The sequence below is a fragment of the Streptomyces sp. NBC_00878 genome (assembly GCF_026341515.1).
Taxonomy (GTDB): Bacteria; Actinomycetota; Actinomycetes; order Streptomycetales; family Streptomycetaceae; genus Streptomyces.
Genome location: NZ_JAPEOK010000001.1, coordinates 4,495,371 through 4,516,512, shown reverse-complemented (window position 1 = coordinate 4,516,512; position 21,142 = coordinate 4,495,371). Strand labels below are relative to the sequence as shown.

Below are 21,142 nucleotides of genomic sequence, written 5' to 3'. Positions count from 1 at the left end.
CCTGCCGAACCAGCCGCACCCCGCCGACGGAGCACCGACCAGGCGCTCTCCGTCGGGGTGCGTGCTAGCGTCGCGAGAAGGGCAGGTCGCCCGCCGCGGGGCCCGGCCGAGAGCGGAAACAACGGGACACGGGAGTACCTTCACGTGGCGACAGCGGAGCCGACGCACGCCGACGACGCCGAGCCGGGCCAAGAAGCCGGCCAGCGAATACGCGTGCGTACGCGGCAAGTTGAAAGCCCCGGCGCCGCCGAGCCGCCCAAGAGCCCCGCGAACGGCAAGGGCACGGAGCGCGGCAAGAGCGCCGAGAACGGTGCGAGCGCCGGGCACGGCAAGGACGTCAAGGGCAGTAAGGACGTCAGCGGTAGCGAGGACATCGAGGACATCGAGGGGGTCAAGGGCGGCGAGGACCCCGCTGCTCCCGTGGCCACTCCCGCCGAGCAGGAAACCTCCCGTCTCCACCGCTTCCTCCGTCACCCCGCGACCCTCGCCACCGCCCTCTCCGGCATCCTTCACGTCATCTGGTTCTTCACGTTCGCGAACAGTGGGGGCGACCTCGCGGCGCAGGACGCGTGGGCCGAGTTCGTCGGGCGGAACCCGGGTTCCGCGTACAACCTGGCCTGGTACGGCGGGATGCACCCGGTGTCGTACAGCGTGGTGTCCCCGTATCTGATGGCCGTGCTCGGCGTGCGGACCACGATGATGATCGCGGGGACGGTCTCCGCCGGGCTGCTCACGCTGATCCTGATGCGTACCAGGACCGTACCCAACCCCGTGTGGCCGGCCCTCGCCGGAGTGTTCGCGCTGCTGTGCAACGCGGTCTCGGGGCGTGTGACCTTCGGCCTCGGCATGGTCTTCGGGCTCGGCGCGACCGCCGTCGTCTTCTGCTGGCCGTACCGCTGGCGCTACAAACGCTGGGCCAAGGCCCTCTGCGCCGCCCCCCTCGCGGCGCTCGCCACGGCCGCGTCACCCGTGGCCGGACTCTTCGTGGGCTTCGTCGCGGTGGCGCTCTTCCTGCAGAAGCGCCGCCCCGGCGCGTACGCGCTGGGCCTCGCGCCCGCCGCCGTCGTGGGCGTCTCCGCCTGGCTGTTCCCCTTCTCCGGTACGCAGCCGATGCTGTTCGGGTCGGTCCTGCTGCCGTTCGCGTACTCGGTGTTCGTCTTCCTCCTCGTCCCCAAGGAGTGGAAGACGGTCCGGATCACGGCGGCGGTGTACGGCCTCGCCGTCCTCCTGGTCTGGCTGATCAGCTCGCAGATCGGCTCCAACATCAGCCGCCTGCCCATGCTCCTCGCGGGGGTCGCGCTGATCGCCGCGCTGCCCTTCACGGTGCCGCGTTCGCGCAAGTGGTACGCGATCGTCGTCACTTTCGTGTGTATGAACGCCTGGATCGGTTTCAAGGCCGTGGACGACGTCGTGCACACGACGCCCGCGGCGTCCTGGGCCCGCGAACTGGCCCCGCTCGTCAACGAGCTCCAGGTGGCCGGTGCGGAGAAGGGCCGCGTGGAGGTCGTACCGGCCCGCTCCCACCGTGAGGCGTCCGCCCTCGCCCCGTACGTCAACCTCGCCCGTGGCTGGAACCGCCAGGCGGACATGGAGCGCAACCCCCTCTTCTACGACGACACCCTCAACTCCGCGAACTACCACGAGTGGCTGCGGCGCTGGGCCGTCCACTACGTCGTCGTCCCCAAGGGCGAGCCCGACGGTGACGGCGGTGAGCGCGAGCGGGAGCTCGTGCAGCGCGGGATGCCGTATCTGAAGCAGGTCTGGGGCGATGCCAACTGGCAGCTCTTCCAGGTCACCGACCCCACCCCGCTGGCCGACCCGCCCGCCGTCGTCGACCGGGCCGAGCAGGGGGAGCTGACGATCGAGGTGAAGCGGGCGGGGCAGGTGCTCATCCGGATCCCGTACTCGCCGTGGCTCGGCCTCGTCGACGCGGAGGGCAAGAGCGTCAAGCCGCCGCAGGAGACCGAGGAGTCGAAGCGGTGGGAGGGGGACGAGGTGCCCAAGACATACGACAACGTCAATGGGTGTCTTATGGAGACAGAAGAGGACGTCAACGGGGACAAGTGGACGGAGCTGATCGCTCCGCGGGCGGGCACGTATCGGCTGGCCGCGCCGTATCAACTGCCGCGGGGGACGGGATGCCCCGAGGACATGCGGGAGGCGATCCGGGGGAGTGAGTAGCTCCGGGGGAGTGGGTAGCTCCGGGGGAGTGGGTAGCGCTTCTCCGCGGTGAGCCACCCCGCACGGGGGTACGCCCGCGGTCGTCCGACGGCTCCCGCCGGCCCGGCCAACCGGCGGGAGCCGTCGCTTCGGGCGACGAGCGCCGCCGGGGCGGGGGGACGAGACCCGGCGCGTCAGGCGACGAGTCCCGGGACGTCAGGCGATGAGTCCCGGCGCGTCAGGCGACGAGTGCCTCGACCGCCGAGACGACCTCGGCGGACTCCGGCTCGGTCTGCGGGGAGAAGCGGGCGACCACCGTGCCGTCGCGGCCGATCAGGAACTTCTCGAAGTTCCAGCGGATGTCGCCGCTGTGCCCCTCGCCGTCCGCGAAACCGGTGAGCCGCTCGTACAGCGCGTGCCGCCCCTCCCCGTTCACGTCGACCTTCTCGGTCATCGGGAAGGTCACGCCGTACGTCGCCGAGCAGAACTCCGCGATCTCCTCGGACGTGCCGGGCTCCTGGCCCATGAACTGGTTGCAGGGCACCCCGAGCACGGTGAAGCCCTGGGCGGCGAACCGCTCCTGCAGTCGCTCCAGGCCCGCGTACTGCGGCGTGAGCCCGCACTTGGAGGCCACGTTGACGATGAGCAGGGCCTGTCCCTTGTACTGGCCGAGGTCCGCGGAACCGCCCTGCAGGGCATCGATGTCGACGTCGAGAACTGAGTCGGTAGTCATGAACGGATGCTAACTCCGCTCCGAAGGGGCACGGGTGGCGCCCCGCACCGTCCGAAGGGGGCAGTCAGCGCGGCGGCCCGCCGTGGGGCCTAGGGGGTGTTTCGAAAGTCCCGTGCGGTGCCCGCGGTGTCCGGTGCGTGCCCTCGGCGTGCCGGACGAAGGCCCTCGTACTGGACGTACTTGGGCCTTTGGCCGGTGCGGCGAGGGTGCGTGCCGGGCGCCGTGGGTGCTGTGCGGGACTTTCGAAACACCCCCTAGCGCGCCACGAACTGCGTGAGGATCGCCTGGACTTCGTAGATGTCCACGCCCTTGGTGAAGGTCTTCTCGATCGGCGCCGGGGTGCCGGAGATCCAGATCTTCAGCTCGGCGTCGAGGTCGAAGTGGCCCGCGGTCTCGACGGCGAAGTGGGTGATGCTGCGGTAGGGGACGGAGTGGTACTCCGTCTTCTTGCCGGTGATGCCCTGCTTGTCCACCAGGATGAGACGGCGGTCGGTGAAGAGGATCGTGTCGCGAATCAGCAGGTACGCGGCGTACACCTGCTCGTCCTGCCCGAGCAGTCGCGCGTAGTCGTGCTGGGCCTTCGCCGGATCGACGGTGTGCGCGTTTCCGAACAGCGCCATGATGTGCCCCCGTTGGATGTGTGGAACCGGATGCGGACCGGATCGTGATGCACAAGATCCTCGTACTGTAGGGCAATCAGGGCACCCGTTCACCTGAGGCGGGTGGTGACCGGCGGTGGCTCGTCCCGGGTGGGGACCGGGTGCGGACCGGGTGCGGACCGGACAGTCCGATCCGTACGCTTCCATTACTCACACCACCCTTGACAGCGTGCGTACTGTTTCGCGACGTTTGAGCCCCGTCGAACAGTTCGGGGCGGGGGCAGGACGCGGAGAGCGCGTCATGGGGGAATGGGGGGGCGCCCGTGCGGTCCATGAGCACCATCACGATCCACAGACCCGAGGAACTGAGCATCCCACTGCGCCGGGCCTGGCACCGCGCGATGGACGAGTCACCGGACTACGCGAACCCTTTCCTGGCACCGGAGTTCGCGGCGGGGATCGGCCGGCACCGCGGCGGAGCGCGGGTGGCGGTCCTGCACGAGGGCGAAGAGGCCGTCGGCTTCCTCCCGTACGAGCGCAACGCCTTAGGGGTGGGCCGGGCCATCGGACTCGGTCTCTCCGACGCCCAGGCCCTCGTGCACCGGCCCGGCGTCACCTGGGACACCCGGGAACTGCTGCGGGCCTGCGGGCTCTCGGTCTTCGAGTTCGACCACCTCGTCGAGGAGCAGAAACCCTTCGGGGCGTACGTCACGGGGACGTTCGCCTCACCGGCCATCGACCTGAAGGACGGCGACGACGCCGGCTACGCGGAGTGGCTGCGCGGCGCGTACCCGGGGCTGGCCAAGACGACGCTGAAGAAGGAACGCCGGCTGGCGCGCGACCTGGGCGAGATGCGGTTCGTCTTCGACGAGCGCGATCCGGCGGCGCTGCGCACGCTCATGCGGTGGAAGTCCGCCCAGTACCGCAGGACGGGACGGATGGACCGGTTCGCGCGGCCGTGGATCGTGGAGCTCGTGGAGCAGCTGTTCCAGGTCCGCGAGGAGCACTTCACCGGGGTGCTGTCCGTGGTGTACGCGGGCGACCGGCCGGTGGCCGCGCACTTCGGGCCGCGGTCGCGCACGGTGTTCGCGCCGTGGTTCACCGCGTACGACCCCGACCTCCAGTACTACTCGCCCGGCCTGATCATGCACCTCCGCATGGCCGAGGCCGCCGGCCGGGACGGCGTGCGGCTCATGGACCTGGGGCGCGGCGACAAGGAGTGGAAGGACTGGCTCAAGACCCGCGAGCTGCGGGTGGGCGAAGGGTTCGCGACCCGCCCCCACCCGGTGGCGGCGGCACATCGCCTGTGGCGCAGGCCGGTACGCGGCCTGCGGAACACGGTCCTGGCGCACCCGCGACTGCGGGAACCGGCCGACCGGCTGCTGAAGACGGTCGGCACGCTGCGTACGTCGGGCCGGTCCGGCCAGTCGACCGCCCAATCGACTGGCCGATCGGCTGCCCGGTCGGGCTCCGGTGCGGACCCGCAAGGAAACCCGAACCCGCAAGGAAACCCGAACCCGCAAGGAAACCCGAACCCGCAAGGCAACCCGAACCCGCAAGGCAACCCGAACCCGCAAGGCAACGCGCGCTTGCGTCGGAAGCGGTGACGATGCCGTACGGATCGCGGCTCGCCGCGACGATGGCACGTCGACTCGGACGGGAGTGCGTCTACACGCCCTCGGCACGGCTGGCGCTGTACCTGGCGCTGCGACGCTGGTGCCGGCCGGGCGCGCGCGTGCTGATGTCCCCGGTGAACGACGACGTGATCCTCTTCGTCGTCCTCGCGGCCGGACTGCGCCCGGTGCAGGCCCCCGTGTCCGCTCTGGACGGCAACATCGACCCGGCCGCCGTACCGGAGGCCACCTGGCGCGGCGTGGACGCCGTTCTCACCACGAACCTGTACGGCATGCCGGACCGGGTCGTCGAACTACGCCTGCGCTGCGAGGAGTTGGGCATACCGCTGATCGAGGACGCGGCGCACGCGATCGGTACGCACCTGGACGGGCAGCCGATCGGGACGTTCGGAAAGGCGGCGGCCTTCAGCCTCTCCAAGCACGTGGCGGCGAAGGCGGGCGGCTTCCTCGCGGTGGAGGACGCTCGCACTCGCCGTGAGCTGGAGCTGCTGCGGGACGACCTCCTGACCCCGGGCCGCCTGGCGGCCGACCTGGCCACCGCGCTCCGCCCGCTGGCACGCTCGGGCGTCCGCACCCTCCACCTGGTACGCCCGGCCTGGCGGACGATGCAACGCCTCGGCCTCCTCGAACGCGACGACTTCCGCATGCCCCTGCGCGCGCCCCTGCTCTCCGCCGCCGCGCGCGAGGCGCCGAGCCTGATGGCGTACGAACCGTGGATCCGCGTCGACCTCCACGACTACCGGAGCCGCCACGGGGCCCTGGTCCGCGGCCAGTTGGCGCTCAGGATGGCCCGGCTCGACGACAACCTCGCCCGGCGCAGGGCGGGGGTCGGTCTCCTCTCCGCCACCCCCTGGGCCTCCCCGGCCCTCAGCGACCGCGCGGCACGGGGCAGTCCGCTCCCCCTCGTCCGGGTCCCGCTCCTGGTCCACGACCGCGACGCCCTCGTGGACCGCCTGGTGAATCACGGCGTGGTCACCGGCTACATCTACGACCCTCCGCTCGACGACTACGCGGGCACGGAGTTCGTCGACCCGTCCCCCGACCCGACGCCCGCGCGCTGGTTCGCCGCCCACGTCCTCCCGGCGGACCCGCTCCTGGCAGGCTCTCTCACCGACGCCCTGACAACGGAACACACGACAACGGCACACCCACCGACCTCGACGCCTGTTCCTGATACGACGCCACCGGCGCCGCTGGGCCAATGACGTACGCCGCTCAGTGGCCCAGTGGCCCAGTGGTTCAGTGGTTCAGTCGCCCGAGTGGCCCCAGAAGCAGATCTCTTGGGCCACTGAGGGCTGGTCAGAAGCAGCCGTCCAGCGGGTCGAGTGCGTTGCCGAGTCGCGGTACGTGGTCGAAGTCGCCGCGGCGTTCGCGCCAGGTGCGCTGGTCGTCGGAGTCGGCGGCCGCCTCGGCGAAGGCGTGCGCCTGCCGTACGCCCGACGCGCGGTCCTGCCGTACGCCCGATGCGGTCTGGAAGCCGCCGAAGCGGGCGACCGGGCTCCAGGCCGGGCTGATCTCCGGGAGCGGGGCGGCGGTCTGCTCGTAGTCGCCGGTCGCGTACACGATCTTGCCGCCGGCCACGGTGAGCAAGGACTCGATGCGGTCGATGTCCTCGTCGGCGACCGAGAAGTAGTCGGCGGACAGGACCGCCAGGTCGCCGTACTTGCCCTCGGTGATCGTGCCCTTGGCTTCGGCCTCGCCGGTCAGGTGGGCGCCCGCGCTCGTGTACATGTCCAGGGCGGTGGCGCGGTCGACGCGGTTCTCGGCCGGGTAGAGGAGGGTGTCGCCGATGGTGCGGCCGGTGACCAGCCAGGAGAGGGAAAGCCAGGGGTTGTAACTGGAGACTCGGGTGGCGTCCGTGCCGGCGGCGACCAGCAGGCCCGTGTCGCGCATCGCGCGGATCGGGGGCGCGGTCGCGGCACGCTCCGCGCCGTAGCGGTCGATGAACGCCTTGCCCTGGAACATCATGCGGTTCTGGACGGAGACGGCTCCGCCGAGGGCCTTGATCCGCTCCAGGCTCTCCCGGCTGACCGTCTCGGCGTGGTCGAACAGCCAGCGGGTGTCCGGCGGGAAGCCGCCGTCCGCGGCGATTTTTTCGAAGACGTCCAGGTCCTGGCGGATCGTCTCGTCGTAGGTGGCGTGCAGGCGGAAGCCCCAGCCGTTGGAGAGGAGCAGGCGGGCTGCCGCTTCCAGGTCCTGGCCGGCGCGGGCGGTCAGTTCGGGGCGGGGCTCGGCGAAGTTCTCGAAGTCTGCCGGAGACCAGGCCAGGTTCTCGCCCGCGCCGTTGCAGCGCAGCCACTCGTCGCCGTCGCCGGGGCTGACCATGCCGATCCAGCGGCGCAGGTCGTCGAGTTCCTGGCCGGCGGTCTGCGGGAACAGGTGGTACGCGATACGGACCGTCAGCTCGCCGCGCTCGGCCAGCTCGGTGACGGCCGCGTAGTTGTCGGGGAAGTTCTGGAAGCCGCCGGCGGCGTCGATGGCGCTGGTGATGCCGAAGCGGTTCAGCTCGCGCAAGTAGTGGCGGGTGGAGCCGAGTTGGTCCTCGGGGGCGAGGATCGGGCCCTTGGCGAGGGTGGAGTACAGCAGCCCGGCCGCGGGCGCGGCGAGCAGTACGCCCGTGGGGTTGCCCGCGAAGTCGCGGACTATCTCGCCGCCCGGCGGGTTCGGGGTGTCGCGCGTGAAGCCCACCGCCTCCAGCGCGGCCCGGTTGAGGATCGCCGACTGGTAGAGGTGCAGCACGAAGACCGGGGTGTCGGGGGCGGCGGCGTTCAGCTCGGAGACGGTCGGCAGCCGCTTCTCCGCGAACTGCTCCCCGGTCCAGCCGCCGACTACCCGTACCCACTGCCCCTTCGGCGTGCGCTCGGCCTGCTCCCGCAGCATGCGCAGGGCGGTACGCAGCGACCGTACGCCGTCCCAGCGCAGTTCCAGCAGGTAGTTCAACCCGCCCCGGATCACGTGCAGATGGGAGTCGTTGAGGCCGGGGATCACGCGTCGGCCGAGTGCGTCCACGACGCGGGTGGCCGGGCCGATGTGCGGGGCTACGGTCGCGTCGTCTCCTACGGCGGTGAACACACCGTCGGTGATGGCGACGGCGGACGCCGCCGGGCGGGCGGGGTCGCCGGTGTGGATACGGGCGTTGCGGACGACGAGCTGGGCGGGGTTCTCGACCCCGTCGTGCGGGCGTATGCCACCCACGGGCATGGTGCTGCTGGACACTTCGGCTCCTCGGTCGGTCGGCTGGTGGCACCGACGACGCTAGGTTTGCCACAATGGATCGGTCCAACACATGATTCTGGTTGTATCGATCTGTGAGAGAGATGGGTGGGTGGGATGGACCTGAGGCACCTGAAGTACTTCCTCGCCGTCGCCGAGACCCGCAACTTCACCCAGGCCGCGGCCAGTTGCTACGTCGCCCAGTCCGCCCTGAGCCAGCAGATCGCCCGCCTGGAGAAGGACGTGGGCGCCCAGCTCTTCAGCCGCACCAGCCGCTCCGTACGGCTGACGGCCGCCGGCGAACTGCTCGAACCGCTGGCCCGCCGCATCCTCGCCGATGTCGGCAACGCCCAGGCGGCCCTCGACGCCCTCTCCGGGCTGCGGCGCGGGCGGCTGCGCCTGGGGCTCCTCCAGACGCGCGCCTCCTCGGTCGACCTCGTCGAGGTGATGGCCGACTATCACGCCCACTACCCGGGCATCGACTTCCAGGTGACCAACGCGCCCAGCCTGGAGATGGCCGCCGCGGTCCTGGCCGGGGACCTCGACATCGCCGTCGTCGGGCTCGGCCCGCGCCAAGTCCCGGAAGGGCTGGACCACTTGGTCCTGGCCAGCGACCCGCTCGTGCTGATCGTGCCCGCCGACCATGCCCTGGCCGACGCGGACGTGGTCGACCTCGCCGACCTGCCGGAGAGCCACCAGCTCATCCAGTTCACGCGGGGGAGCGGACTGCGCCGGCAGGTCGAGGCCGCCTTCGCCCGCGCCGGAGTGGAACCCGGCCAGCACTTCCAGGTCGGCCAGATCCAGGACATGGTCCGGCTGGCCGCGCGGGGCATCGGCGTGACGGTCGTACCGAGCTCGTCCGTCTTCGGCGGCGACGCCCTCCCCGGCCCGGACGTCGAAGACGGCCTGCCGTACGGCGCCCGCGCGCTCCGTATCGCGGACGAGGCGGCGGCGCACACCATCTGCGCGGTCCACGACAGCAAGCGGCTGGCGCCGGCCGCCGCGGCGTTCCTCGAAGTGGTGGAGCGGCACGCGGTCAGGGATTGATCGCCATCTGAGATTGCTGCGCACACATCCATATGTTGGACGGAACGATCCGTCCGCGCGAGGCTCTGAAGGAGCCGGGAAACCGGGAGACCTCCAGCGAATGGGAGCATTGCCATGTCTGCCGTACTGCGGGACGCATGGGCCACGGTCGTCCCCGACATGGAGGACCGGCACGGTCCGCTCCCTCCGCTGATGCTCACGCTGACCGTGGTCACCGGTCTCGTGGACGCCTTCAGCTATCTCGTCCTCGGCCACGTCTTCGTCGCCAACATGACCGGCAACGTCGTCTTCTCCGGCTTCGCGATCGCCGGCGCGGCCGGCTTCTCCCTGACCGCCTCGCTCGCGGCACTCGCCGCGTTCGCCGCGGGCGCCCTGTTCGGCGGCCGTCTCGCCCACGGGGCCCGCACCCACCGAGGACGGGTACTGCACCGGGCACTGCTGCTGGAGACCGCCCTGGTCGTGGTGGCGTACGGCATCGCCGAGGCCACCGCCGCCACCCCGTACGCGGGCACCGTCCAGTACGTCTTGATCGTGCTCCTCGGCCTCGCCATGGGCGTACAGAACGCGGCAGCCCGCGCCCTGGCCGTACCCGACCTGACCACGACCGTGCTGACGCTCACCATCACCGGAGTCGCCGCGGACAGCCGTGCCGCGGGCGGCAAGGACAGCAAGGCCGGCCGTCGTACGCTCTCGGCCGGAGCGATGTTCGTCGGCGGCCTCGTCGGCGCCGTCGCAGTCCAGCACGGCGGCCCGGCCCTGCCGCTGCTGTTCGCCGCGCTGCTCCTGGTGGCAGCTTCCGTCGCCGCGTTCGTGCTGGCGCGCTCCGACGCGGCCTGGACGAAGCAGCTGTGACCAGGAACTCCGTGCACGGTGGTGGTACGTCCGCGCGGTCGCCCCGGTCCGGAACCGGCACCGGCACCGGAACCGGCACCGGCATCGGCACCGGCATCGGCACCGGCATCGGCACCGGAACCGACATCGCGAGCCACGCCGGGCCGACTCGGCCGACCCACCTCGCGTGGCGGCGTACCCTCCGCTCCGCCACCCTCCGCTCCGCCCTCCTCGAACTCGCCCTGACCGCGCTCATGTTGTTCGCCGTGGCCACCACGGTCCGCTGGCTCATGGGCACCCTCGACCCCGCCGCCGGCGGCTGGTGGAACACGCCCGAGGGCAGGCTGGTCGCTGTGGCGCCCCTGTCCGGGTACGTCGTCACCGCTGTCATGCTCTCGCCCTGGGGCAGGGTGACGGGCGGTCACGTCAACCCGGCCATCACCCTCGCGATGTGGCGCTACGGCCGCACCCCCGGCCGAGACGTCGCTCCGATCATCACCGGTCAGCTACTCGGCTCGGTCCTGGGCGTCGCGACCGGGCGACTGGTCTGGGGACCGGTGATCTCCTCGCCGGCCGTGGACTACGCCGTGATCCGTCCGGCCGTTGGCTGGTCCTGGCCCGCCGTCGCCGCCGTCGAGGCCGCCACGATGTTCGTCATCGTGGCCATGGCCGGGCTCGGTATCTCCCATCCCCGACTGCGCCCCTTCACTCCCTGGGCGGTCGGCACCATGATCGCCGCCCAGATCATCGCCTTCGGCACGCTGTCCGGCGGAATCGCCAACCCGGCCCGCGAGTTCGGCCCGGCCGTGTTCGCCGCCAACCTCCCCCTCCCGCTTCTCCCCGTCTACCTGCTCGCGCCTCCGCTCGGAGCGTTCGCCGCGACCGTCGTGATCGCCGTGATCGGGCGGATCAACGCCCGCCGCCGCCACACCGGGCTCACCAGTCGAGGTGCTTGTACTCCTTCGGCGGCACGCCGACGTCCGTGAAGATCTCCACTGCCTGTTGCCTCAGAGGGGCAGCGGTAACGTCGTCGTCGCGTTGTCGGAGAGCGCGGCTGAGGAGCATCAGGGTGCGGGCTTCACCGAGCCGGTGGCCGGTCCGACGGTGTATTGCCAGTGCCTTCCGGCCGAGGGCGACGGCTGGGGCGTACGCGTTCTCGGACTCCGCGAGCCAGCACATGACGGTCAGGGCGTGGCCCTCCACCACGCGGAAACCATGATGACGGGCCAGGGTCAGTGCCTCTTTGGCGAAGCTGCGGGCTTGGTCGTGCCGGCCCAATTGCATGTGTGTGAGGGCGAGTCCCAGGATGCTGTCCGCTTCGGGCCGTCTGTACTTCGCCTCGCTGGCCAGGGCGAGAGACCGCATACCGACCTCGACCGATCGGTCGAAGCGTGCCAGTTTTCGGTGGGCGGCGGCGACCGTGTTCAGGATGTCGGCCTGCACCCAGCGTCTTCCTCTGTTCTTGGCCAGGGCGAAGGCGTGCTCGGCCTGTTCCAGCGCCTCGTCGTGACGGCCGAGTTCGATATTGATCTTGGCGACGGCATCGAGCATCATGGCGCGGGCGTTGGGGCGTCCGGCCTTCTTGGGAGCGTTCACCTCGGGGCCGAGGATGTCGAGGCCGTCGGCCAGACGGCCCAGTTCCCAGTAGACCCAGCCCAGATTCTGCAGCGCCAGGCTGTCGTCCCACCAGCCGATCTTCGTACTGAGGCTGATGGTCAGTTCGAGGTGATCGGCGGCCTCGTTCAACCGGCCCAGATCCCGGCAGGTCACACCGAGGATGACCAACTTCAACGCCTCAAGGTGACGATTTCCGGCCGCGCGGGCGATCCGCAGGCCGGTGGTGACATGCTCGTGCGCCTTGTCGAGTTGCGCCATGTTCCATTCCGCCAGGCTCGTGCCGCCGAGAGCCGCTGCCTCGCCTATCGGCCAGCCGAGCGTCCGGCTGATGTCCAGTACGCGCGTGTGATGGACCAACGCCTGCCTGGCCTGCCCTCGGTCCGACCGGATCAGTCCGAGGCTGGTGTGCATCGCTGCCTGGCCGAACGGGTCGCCTTCCGCTGTCGCCGCGTCCAGCACCGTCTGGGCGACGGCCTGCCACGCCGCCCGCGGCAGATGAATCCAGAAGTAGCCGAACAGTGCGTTGGCCAGGTGCCAGGCGACGGGTCGGGGACCAACGCGGGCGGCGTGGTTGATGAGAGCGAGCAGATTGGCCAGCTCCGCCTCCAGCCACTGGGTGGCTCCGGCGACGGAGGGCATGCCCGGGTGATCGCCGGGGCGGGGGCCGGAGCGGAGGCCGGGGTTCTCGTCTGGGCCGAGGCCGGGGCCCTCGTCGGGGCGGGGGCCGAGGTCGAGGTCGCGGGGCAGTTCCGGGAAGAGCCAGGTTCCGCCGGTGGTGCGAGCGGCGTGCAGGTACCAGAGCAGGACGCGTTCGAGCGCGGCGTCGCGATCCGCCGCTGCTTCCTCGGCCTGCGCGCGCTCCAGCGCGTACTCGCGGAGGAGGTCGTGGAAGCGGTAGCGGCCCACTGCCGTGGGCTCGATCAGGTGGGCGGCGGCCAGGGCACTGAGCAGGCGGCGGGCCTGCTGGAGCGGTGCGTCCAGCAGGGCTGCCGCCGCCTCGGCGGTGAGCTCGGGTCCGGGAAACAGGCCGAGCAGACGGAACAGCCTGCGCGCCGTCGGCGCCAGAACCCCGTACGACGCGGAAAAGGCCGTCCGCAAAGGGGAGTTGTCGCCGCCGTCCGGGCCGTCCGGGCCGTGCTGTTCCAGCGCCTCCAGCCGGTTTCCCTCGGACATCTCCGTGACCAGGTCGGCCAGGGGCAGGCCCGGGTCGCCCGCCAACTGGGCGGCGGCCACGCGCAGTGCCAGTGGAAGGCTGCCGCACAGGCGGATCAGTTCGTCGACCGCGAGCGGTTCGGCGGAGAGCCGGTCCGCGCCGAGCGCCTCGCTCAGCAGCGCGCGGGCCTCGTCCGGCAGGAGGAGGTCCAGCGGCAGGGCGTGTGCCCCGTCGCGGGCGACCAGATCACCGAGCCGGTTGCGGCTGGTGACGACGACGCAGCAGGTCGGGCTGCCCGGCAGCAGCGGACGTACCTGTTCGGCCGAGGCCGCGTTGTCCAGCAGGACGAGCAGGCGCCGGCCCGCCAACACGGTCCGGTACACGCGGCCTTGGGCCTCGTCGTCCGCGGGGATCTCCGACGCCGCGAGCCCCAGGCTGCGCAGCAGCAGTTCAAGGGCTTCGCCGGGCGTGAGGGGCGGCCGGTCGTGGTCGAACCCGTGCAGGTTCACGTACAGCTGGCCGTCCGGGAAGCGATCGCGCACCTGATGTGCCCAGTGCACGGCCAGCGCGGTCTTGCCGATGCCGGCGGCGCCGCCGATGGCGGAGATCACCACGGTGTTCGGCTGCCCCTGGCCCTGTTCCGGCGGAAGCAACTCGTGCAGCTGGGCGAGTTCTTCGGTGCGACCGGCGAAGCCCGCGGCGCCGTGCGGCAACTCGGCGGGCACCAACGGGGCGCTGTCGCGCGCAGGGTGAGCGGATCGCTCCGGTGACTCCGGCAATCCTGGTGAGCCCTGTAGCCCCTGTAGCCCCTGTAGCCCCTGTAGCCCCTGTAGCCCCGGTAGTCCTGGTAGTCCTGGTAATCCCAGTGAGCCTGGCGTCCCCGGTGACCCTGGTGACCCTGGCCGGACCTGCATTGCCGCAGCCGGAGTCACCGGACGGAGGAGGTAGGCGTCGTCCTGACGCAGCACCGCCTCGTACACCCGGCGGAGCTCCTCACCGGGATCGACGCCGAGCTCGTCACGCAGCCGTACCCGCATGTCCTCGTACGCGTTCAGCGCTTCCGCCTGACGTTCGCAGCCGTACAGGGCCCGTACGCGCAAGGCCAACAGCGACTCGTCGTAGCGATCGGCCCCGGACAGGTGGGCGAGGTCGTCGAGGGCGTCACCGAACCGGCGCAGCAGGACCAGGCACTTGAGCCACTCCAGGCGCAGTGTTCGTCGGCGTTCCCATAGTCGCCGCCGCTCGTCCTGCGCGAACGGCCCTGGCAGGTTGGCCAAGGGCTCTCCTCGGAACAGCCCGAGCGCTGCCGACAACTGGTCCGTCGCGGTGGCCAGGTCGCCGGACGCCATGGTGCGCGTCGCCTCGTCGTTCCGCGTGGCCAGTTCCGCCGTATCGAGCCGGACCCCTTCGACGACGAAGCGGTACCAGCCCTTGCCACTGCGGATCACCGACTCCCCGGGCTGGGTGCCCTCCGCGTCGAGAACCCTGCGCAGCGAGTTGATGTGAGTCGGCAGCACCTTGCGACCACCCGCGGGCGGCTCCAACCCCCATACCCCGTCGAGCAGTTGCTCGTGGCTCACCAAAGCACCCTGCCGGAGCAGCAACGCGGTCAGTACGGCCTGCCGCTTGACGGGCCCCAGATCCAGTGGTGTTCCGTCCCGCCAGGCCAGTAACGGCCCGAGCACCGCGACCCGCAGTTGCTGAGGAGGTTCGCTGTCCATCTCTCAAGTCCCCGTTTCCGCACATCATCGCTTCCGCACATCATCGAAATTTCATCGGCGCTGCAACGTGCCCCGACATGGTTGCAGAGACACGACCGAGAACCCCTGAGAACCCCTGAGTAGCAAGAGACCGGCACCGACCGTCTCAACGGGCGTCCGGTCGTGGCTCGGCAAGGCAAGAGAGGTTCGCGGCTGCTACGAAGCGACCGTCTTCGTCAGTCAGTCCTGGTGGACCGGTGTGATCGGCAAAGGGGAACGTGGCGTGATCGAGTTGGCCAGTGTGATCAGGGACCTGCGGGAGGAGCTGGCGCGGGCGATCGCCGCGGCGGAGGGCGAGGCGCTGCGCTTCGAGCTGGGGTCGATCGAGCTGGAACTGTCGGTCGCCCTGGAACGGTCCGGGCAGGCGGGGGCGAAAGTCCGCTTCTGGGTGATGGAATCCGGTGCGGAGGCGACGTCGAGCGCCACCTCCACCCAGCGCATCTCACTGGCGTTGCAGCCGACTCTGACGGGGCCGACTGCGACAGCGGCGACTGTGACGACAGCGCACAACTCGCCGTACGTCACCGGCCGCGCTGACGCACGCGAGCGGTGAGCGCAACTGTGAGCGCAACTGTGGGCACAGCTGTGGGCAGGGCTGTGGGCGGCGCGATCAAGCCGTACGGGCTGGACCCGCGGCGGGCGGTCCAGGTCATCACCACGCGCGGCGCGGACGGGGGATGGCGCGGGTCGGGTTACCAGGTGACCCGGAATCTGGTGCTCACGGCCGCGCATGTGGTGTGCGACGCGACGAAGGTCCAGGTGCGTTTCCTCACCGAGGGCCGCAGGACACGGGAGTTGTACGGCAAACCGGTCTGGACGAACCTCGCCTCGGACATCGCGTTGATCAGCATCGCGGACGACACGAACGCCGACGGCCTGGCTGCCGGCGGACGGACTGTCGGCCAACTGGCCGCCGCCGAGGTTCCGCGGGTGGGGTTCGCCCGTATCGAGCAGGCGACGGACTGCGAAGCACTGGGATTCCCGAGGTTCAGGCTGCGCACAGACGCCGCGTCGTCGGACCGCGGCGCGAACGCGGTGTACCGGGATTCCCACCACGCGCGCGGCGACACCACCCCGCTGTCGAACCACATCGAGGGCAGTCTGGAGATCAGCCTCAAGTCCTCCCCGGAGTACGACCCCGAGCAGGGTCGTTCTCCCTGGGAAGGGATGTCGGGGGCCCCGGTCTGGAGCGGCGGTTACGTGATCGGGGTCATCACCAAGCACCACCTCTCCGACGGGCTGAGCACGCTCGCGGCAAGCCCGGTGGACCGCTGGTACGAACACCTGGCACCGGACGAGATCAATGAACTGAACTCGCTGATCGGTCTACCGGCGTGCCCTGACCACCTTGTGCGGCTCCCTCGCTCATCGCCGCTCCCTGACGGCAGGCCCGAGCTGCCCGAGCTGCGGGAGGCGGCCGAACGACTCGCCTCCAAGGTTGCCGCGCAATGGCGGAAGGAGGAGCGGCGGCGGAAGGTGCACGACCCGTTCCCACTTCCCGTGCGCTTCCGGAACGCCGAGACGTGCCGGTCCGATCACTGGGCCAAGATCCGCGATGCCCCGCGCGGGACGGATCCGGGGGCGCTCTCCTTGGCAGGCAGTCTCGACCAGATCGTCGAGGTGTACCGGTCCATCCCGTCCCGTCGGCTGGTGGTGCTCGGTGCGGCAGGTTCCGGCAAGACGATCCTGACCCTGCGCTTCGTCCTCGACTGGCTGGACGACCGCACCCCTGGTGACCCCACAACCCCTGGTGACCCCGTACCAGTGATCTTCAGCCTGGGCTCATGGGACCCGACCGCCATCTCGTTGCGTGACTGGATGTGCCGCCAACTGGTGCGCGACTACGGCCTCGCAGCGCCGGCCGCCGCGCACGGGGGCAGTCCGCCTGGCCCGCACGGAGGCAGTCTGCCTGGCCCGCACGGAGGCAATCTGGCCGGCGCCCTGGTCGACGCGGGCCGGATCCTGCCTGTTCTGGACGGGTTCGACGAGATCGCAAGCGGTCTGCGGGGTGCGGCGCTCAAAGAGCTCGACCGCACCACCATCCCGCTGCTCCTCACCAGCCGCCCCCGCGCGTACGCCGACGCCGTGGAGGAACAGCGCCCGCTCCCCAAGGCGGCCATCGTCGAGCTGAACGGCCTCACCCTGAGGGACATCGCCGACTACCTGCCCCTCACCAGCAGCCCGGGCACGGACGGCGGCCTGCACAGCACGGTCTGGGAACCCGTCCTGGAGGAGCTGCGCCAACAGCGGCGCGGCCCGGGCGCGGAGAACGTCGCCAAGGTGCTCGCCACCCCACTGATGGTCGCGATGGCCCGCACCATCTACAGCGACACCCCCGGGGGCAAGCCGGCAGATCTCCTGAACACCACGACATTCGCCACCCCCGAGGCCCTGCAACGGCATCTCCTGGCCGCGTTCACCCCCGCCGCGTACGAGCTCTCACCGACGGACGGCGACAGCGACAGCGGCTCCGGCAGCGCCTCTGCCGGCAGCTCCGGCGGTCGCCGCCGGCGGCACTGGAACCCCGACCGTGCGCAGTACTGGCTCGGCCATCTCGCCGCGCACCTGGACCAACTCGGCAGAGAACGCACGGGTGTTCCGGCACGTGACCTCGCCTGGTGGCAGCTGGGCACGACGATGCGGCGTTCCTCGCGCATGCTCGTGATCGGGTTCCTGGCCGCACTGGCCCTCGGGGTGACGACGGCGATCGGAAACGTGCCCGCGAACCTGATCGCGACATCCCACGGGCTCAGGTTCGCGCTCGTGAGGGGGCTGGTGGTCGGCCTCCTGCACGGGCTCGTGAGCGGGCTGATCTTCGGGATCGTGTACGGGTACGTCTCCCGGGGTGCGGCGGAGCCGTCGCGCGTACGCGTACAGGTCTTCGGCCGGACCGGGGGGAGGCGGGCGAAGTTCCTCCCGAGATTCCAACTCGGGCTCATGTGCGGGGTGTTGGCCGCGCTCGTGATCCTGTTCCTGGACAGGGTCGTGGTCGAGTCACTGGGGCTCGCGGACGGGCTCGACGGCGGGCTCGTGGGGGGCCTGGTGTTCGTGCCCGGACTCGGGGTCGGGGTCGGGCTGGCGCTCGGAATCATGTCGTGGCTGGAAGTTCCGATAGACATCAGATCCGGCGTCAGCTCCTCCGCGCTGTTGAGTCAGGACCGCAGGAACGTGGGCTTCTATCTGCTGGTGTGGGCTGTCGTGTTCGGGGTGGGGGCCGGAACCGCCACCGGGCTCACGGGGGCAGGGCCGGGGGACGGGGCGGTGTGGGGGCTCCTGATCGGTCTCGCGTTCGGGATCGAAGCCGCTTTCGCGGGCGGGCTCGCGTACGGGCTCAGTTTCACCGCCTGGGGCCAATGGGTGGCCCTCGCGCGTATTTGGCTGCCACTCACAGGGAAACTGCCCTGGCGGCTGATCGCATTCCTGGACGACGCATGCGAGCGAGACGTATTGCGTCAGGCCGGCGCGGTCTACCAATTCCGTCACGCCGAACTCCAAGACCACCTGACGCAGACCTTCTTGGCCGGCCGCGACGTGTGACTGCGACCGCGACCAGCCATTCTCCGAGTAACGCACACACAAACACCCTGACAGGAACCACCATGGGAACTGACAAACGACTGGCGACGGTTATGGCGCTCGCGGCCGCGATCGTGGGATTTCCAGGAGCCGGACCCGCTGCCGCGGACCCGGTGTCGCTCACGCTCCGGTATACCTGCTCAACTCGGTTGATCGGGAATGTGTCCGTCACCGTACGGATCGACTCCGATATCCCGAAGTCGACCGCGGTCGGCGAACCCACCCCGAGGCTTGTCGTCGACGCGGCGGTACCGGTGAACGCGGACGCCACGAAAATGCTGGGCAGGATCGGCGTGAAGACCATCGAGGGCACGGTGGACGCGAACGCGAGCGTGGCCGCCCCCGAGGGAGACATCGCGGTGGAATTCCCGGGCCGGGTGAAGGCCGCCGTCCCGGACTCCGGCTCGTTCCACGCCAAGGCGACCGGCTCCGCACCGGCGCTCACCTTCGAACAGCCGGGCCGCGCAAGGATCACCGTCGGCGACCTCGTAGCGCACCTCACCCCGAAGGACGCGAGTGGCGACGTGACGTTCCCGGGCAAGATCGACGCACGCTGCAAGCTGGACGCGGGCCAGAACAACGTCATGGCGTCGTTCGACATCACTGGCACTGGCACTGGCACTGGCTCTGGCACCGGGACGACGACGGGCACGTCCACGTCCGGGCCGACCGACGCAACTGACACGACCGACCAGACAGGCTCAACCGATGAGAGCGACACGACTGACACGACTGACACGACTAACACGGCGACTTCCGGCACATCGGAGGCCGACGAGACGGCGTCGGCTGCCACCGCGGCCAAGCCGAACGGCTCGCTGCCCGGGACCGGATCGGGCACCAACCAGTGGCTGATCGGCGGCGCCGGCGCACTCCTGCTCGCCGCAGGCGCAGGCGCGACCTACGCCGTACGCCGAACCCGTACACGACCAGGGGCGGAGGCCTGACCAGCAGGACCGACGGACAATACCCAGGCCACACCCGGGTCAGACCCAAGTCAGACCCAAGTCAGACCCAGGTCAGACCCGGCAGTTCAGCTCCTGGTCCGACGCCCCGCAGGGAAGGCGAAGGCATCGTCGTCAGCATGACGACCCCGACGACAACACGCACGGCCACTCCGGCTATTCCGGCCACCCCAACCACCCCGGTCACAACGATCGGCGCCAGACTGCGCGGCGCGCTGCCCGTGGAGCGGTGGGAGGCCACCGGCTTCCCCGGACGGTGGGTGGGCGGCACTGCCATGGTGCTCGGCCCACTCCTGATGCTGACGGGTGCGCTGTTGCGGGCCCGCTTCCCCTTCTTCTACCCCGATCAACTTGCCGCCTACGAGCGGCACCCCACCCTGATGGCCACCGCGTACGGCCTCTTCGCCGCGGGCAGCCTGCTGCTCTGGCCGGCCGTGGCCGTGGTGGCCGCACGGATCGGGGCCCGGAGCGCGGGTTGGGGACTGTGGGGCGGCGCGCTCGTCATGTTCGGACTGTTCGCCCGCGCCTTCCACGCCGGGGTTGACCATCCGCCCTGAGGTTCCCCCGCTGCGCGGGAGTGGCTGACTAGCAGGTCAGGGCGGTTTGACGTGGTTTCAGGTTCACTGGTTCGGCTGCTGCCTGGTCGGCGTAGTGCTTCTCTTCGAACTCGATGGGACTGAGGTAGCCGAGGCGCTTTTGGCCGGTCGGAACGCGCACTGGACGAGGAGCGTCTGTGGATCGCCCGGGAGCTGCACGACATCGTCTCGCACAACCTCAGCCTGATTGCCGTCAAGGCGGGGGCTGCCGGGCATGTGGCGGAGGCCGACCCGCGGGAAGCGCGGGCCGCGCTCAAGGTCATAGAGGAGACAAGCCGTTCCGCACTGGCCGAGATGCGGCGCACGCTCGGCGTGCTACGCACCGAGGGGGCGCCCCTTGGCCCCGTACCGGATCTCGACGACCTGGGCTCGCTCACCGCGGAAGCAGGCCGGGCAGGGGTGGAGGTCGACCTGACGCTGCACGCACCGGAGGGCCTGACAGAGGGAACACAGCTGACCATCTACCGGATCGTGCAGGAGGCCCTGACCAACGCGGTCAGACATGCCGCTCCGACCCGCTGCCGGGTGGTGGTCGAGACGGACGCACGAGAGATCCGCATAGACATCGAGGACGAGGGCCCACCGTCCGTACTGTCCGTACCGCCCGCCCCCAGGCGGGCCGTCGGTGAACTGCCGGGCGGACATGGCCTCTTGGGGATGCGCGAGCGGGCGACGATGTACTGCGGCAGCTTCAAGGCGGGACCCCGCCCGGAGGGCGGTTTCGCAGTACCCGTTCGCCTGCCGGTCGAAGGGAACGAACAACCGTGACGACCGACGAGACCCCGGTCCGGGTCCTGATCGCCGACGACCAGGCGATGGTGCGGGGCAGCTTCCGGGCCCTCGTCGACCACACGCCCGGCATGACGGCCGTGGGCGAAGCCGCGAACGGAGCGGAAGCCGTCGAACTCGCCCGCCGCGAACGGCCCGACGTCGTGCTGATGGACATCCGCATGCCGGACCTCGACGGCATCGAGGCGACCCGGCAGATCTGCTCGGACCCGGCCCTGTCCGGCGTCCGCGTCCTCATCCTCACCACGCTCGACCTGGACGAGTACGTCTACGCGACCCTCCGCGCCGGCGCCGCGGGCTTCCTTAGACACGGTGCTCAGTGTGGGATCCGCTTCCATGCCTGCCTTCTTGATGTAGCCGCGTGACGTTGCTCTGGCGATGACGCGCGTGATGACACGTGTGCGGAACCTGCCGGTTCCTCAACGCTCCAGCATCATGCGCGCGCCACTGTACGGACCTGACCGGTACG

15 protein-coding genes and 1 pseudogene are annotated in these 21,142 nt (G+C 70.3%); 12 read left to right on the top strand and 4 right to left on the bottom strand.

What is annotated here, in order from left to right; all coding sequences use genetic code 11:
• Window positions 1-144 precede the first annotated feature (144 nt).
• Window positions 145-2,181 carry an MFS transporter gene (locus tag OHA11_RS18890; RefSeq protein WP_266497815.1) on the top strand — a complete coding sequence of 679 codons (2,037 nt, stop codon included), beginning with the start codon at window positions 145-147 and terminating at the stop codon, window positions 2,179-2,181.
• 217 nt (window positions 2,182-2,398) lie between these two features.
• Here the strand turns inward: OHA11_RS18890 and OHA11_RS18885 are convergent, their stop codons facing one another.
• Window positions 2,399-2,893 (bottom strand): glutathione peroxidase, encoded by a 495-nt coding sequence (locus OHA11_RS18885; protein WP_266497813.1) that lies wholly within the window; start codon window positions 2,891-2,893, stop codon window positions 2,399-2,401.
• Between the two features lie 254 nt (window positions 2,894-3,147).
• Window positions 3,148-3,513, bottom strand: a complete 366-nt coding sequence (locus tag OHA11_RS18880; protein WP_266497810.1) for a PH domain-containing protein — start codon at window positions 3,511-3,513, stop codon at window positions 3,148-3,150.
• A 302-nt stretch (window positions 3,514-3,815) separates the two neighbouring features.
• Between OHA11_RS18880 and OHA11_RS18875 the strand changes: the two genes are divergently transcribed.
• Together OHA11_RS18875 and OHA11_RS18870 are read left to right on the top strand one after the other, a co-directional pair.
• Window positions 3,816-5,099 (top strand): GNAT family N-acetyltransferase, encoded by a 1,284-nt coding sequence (locus OHA11_RS18875; RefSeq protein ID WP_266497807.1) that lies wholly within the window; start codon window positions 3,816-3,818, stop codon window positions 5,097-5,099.
• Window positions 5,100-5,101: 2 nt separating this feature from the next.
• Window positions 5,102-6,331, top strand: a complete 1,230-nt coding sequence (locus tag OHA11_RS18870; RefSeq protein ID WP_266497805.1) for a DegT/DnrJ/EryC1/StrS family aminotransferase — start codon at window positions 5,102-5,104, stop codon at window positions 6,329-6,331.
• Between the two features lie 94 nt (window positions 6,332-6,425).
• On the opposite strand, the gene OHA11_RS18865 is transcribed toward OHA11_RS18870, so the two are convergent.
• Window positions 6,426-8,327, bottom strand: coding sequence for an amidohydrolase (locus OHA11_RS18865; RefSeq protein WP_266507280.1), 1,902 nt, complete (start codon window positions 8,325-8,327; stop codon window positions 6,426-6,428).
• 129 nt (window positions 8,328-8,456) lie between these two features.
• On the opposite strand from OHA11_RS18865, the gene OHA11_RS18860 reads away from it, so the two are divergent.
• The 3 genes from OHA11_RS18860 to OHA11_RS18850 all read left to right on the top strand — a co-directional run bounded on the left by OHA11_RS18860 (window position 8,457) and on the right by OHA11_RS18850 (window position 11,203).
• Window positions 8,457-9,386, top strand: coding sequence for a LysR family transcriptional regulator (locus tag OHA11_RS18860; protein WP_266497803.1), 930 nt, complete (start codon window positions 8,457-8,459; stop codon window positions 9,384-9,386).
• A 114-nt stretch (window positions 9,387-9,500) separates the two neighbouring features.
• Window positions 9,501-10,238 (top strand): YoaK family protein, encoded by a 738-nt coding sequence (locus tag OHA11_RS18855; RefSeq protein ID WP_266497801.1) that lies wholly within the window; start codon window positions 9,501-9,503, stop codon window positions 10,236-10,238.
• Window positions 10,235-11,203: an MIP/aquaporin family protein gene (locus tag OHA11_RS18850; RefSeq protein WP_266497799.1), complete on the top strand. Its 969-nt coding sequence runs from the start codon at window positions 10,235-10,237 to the stop codon at window positions 11,201-11,203. The genes OHA11_RS18855 and OHA11_RS18850 overlap by 4 nt, the downstream gene beginning before the upstream one ends.
• On the opposite strand, the gene OHA11_RS18845 is transcribed toward OHA11_RS18850, so the two are convergent.
• Entirely contained in the window at window positions 11,154-14,708 is a 3,555-nt protein-coding gene (locus OHA11_RS18845; RefSeq protein ID WP_266497797.1) for a BTAD domain-containing putative transcriptional regulator, read from the bottom strand. The genes OHA11_RS18850 and OHA11_RS18845 overlap by 50 nt on opposite strands.
• Before the next feature lie 262 nt (window positions 14,709-14,970).
• On the opposite strand from OHA11_RS18845, the gene OHA11_RS18840 reads away from it, so the two are divergent.
• The 6 genes and pseudogenes from OHA11_RS18840 to OHA11_RS18815 form a co-directional block, all read left to right on the top strand.
• The gene (locus OHA11_RS18840; RefSeq protein WP_266497795.1) at window positions 14,971-15,300 is read left to right on the top strand and encodes a trypco2 family protein; all 330 of its coding nucleotides are present in this window, start codon (window positions 14,971-14,973) and stop codon (window positions 15,298-15,300) included.
• A gap of 8 nt (window positions 15,301-15,308) precedes the next feature.
• A complete protein-coding gene (locus tag OHA11_RS18835; protein ID WP_266497793.1) occupies window positions 15,309-18,284 on the top strand; it encodes an NACHT domain-containing protein in 2,976 nt (991 codons plus the stop codon).
• A 62-nt stretch (window positions 18,285-18,346) separates the two neighbouring features.
• Complete coding sequence (locus tag OHA11_RS18830; RefSeq protein ID WP_266497791.1) at window positions 18,347-19,270, top strand: DUF6801 domain-containing protein; 924 nt, start codon at window positions 18,347-18,349, stop codon at window positions 19,268-19,270.
• Window positions 19,271-19,407: 137 nt separating this feature from the next.
• Entirely contained in the window at window positions 19,408-19,845 is a 438-nt protein-coding gene (locus OHA11_RS18825) for a hypothetical protein (protein ID WP_266497789.1), read from the top strand.
• A 159-nt stretch (window positions 19,846-20,004) separates the two neighbouring features.
• Complete coding sequence (locus OHA11_RS18820) at window positions 20,005-20,652, top strand: sensor histidine kinase (protein ID WP_323186771.1); 648 nt, start codon at window positions 20,005-20,007, stop codon at window positions 20,650-20,652.
• Window positions 20,649-20,978, top strand: a pseudogene (locus OHA11_RS18815) (response regulator transcription factor); the annotation flags it as partial. The gene OHA11_RS18820 and the pseudogene OHA11_RS18815, both read left to right, overlap by 4 nt.
• Window positions 20,979-21,142 lie beyond the last annotated feature (164 nt).

What these genes read in the sequence shown, in the direction of transcription:
- OHA11_RS18885 (WP_266497813.1), bottom strand. Translation starts at nt 2,893, where the DNA reads ATGACTACCGACTCAGTTCTCGACGTCGACATCGATGCCCTGCAGGGC.
- OHA11_RS18880 (WP_266497810.1), bottom strand. Translation starts at nt 3,513, where the DNA reads ATGGCGCTGTTCGGAAACGCGCACACCGTCGATCCGGCGAAGGCCCAG.
- OHA11_RS18870 (WP_266497805.1), top strand. Translation starts at nt 5,102, where the DNA reads ATGCCGTACGGATCGCGGCTCGCCGCGACGATGGCACGTCGACTCGGA.
- OHA11_RS18865 (WP_266507280.1), bottom strand. Translation starts at nt 8,327, where the DNA reads ATGCCCGTGGGTGGCATACGCCCGCACGACGGGGTCGAGAACCCCGCC.
- OHA11_RS18860 (WP_266497803.1), top strand. Translation starts at nt 8,457, where the DNA reads ATGGACCTGAGGCACCTGAAGTACTTCCTCGCCGTCGCCGAGACCCGC.
- OHA11_RS18855 (WP_266497801.1), top strand. Translation starts at nt 9,501, where the DNA reads ATGTCTGCCGTACTGCGGGACGCATGGGCCACGGTCGTCCCCGACATG.
- OHA11_RS18845 (WP_266497797.1), bottom strand. Translation starts at nt 14,708, where the DNA reads ATGGACAGCGAACCTCCTCAGCAACTGCGGGTCGCGGTGCTCGGGCCG.
- OHA11_RS18830 (WP_266497791.1), top strand. Translation starts at nt 18,347, where the DNA reads ATGGGAACTGACAAACGACTGGCGACGGTTATGGCGCTCGCGGCCGCG.
- OHA11_RS18825 (WP_266497789.1), top strand. Translation starts at nt 19,408, where the DNA reads ATGACGACCCCGACGACAACACGCACGGCCACTCCGGCTATTCCGGCC.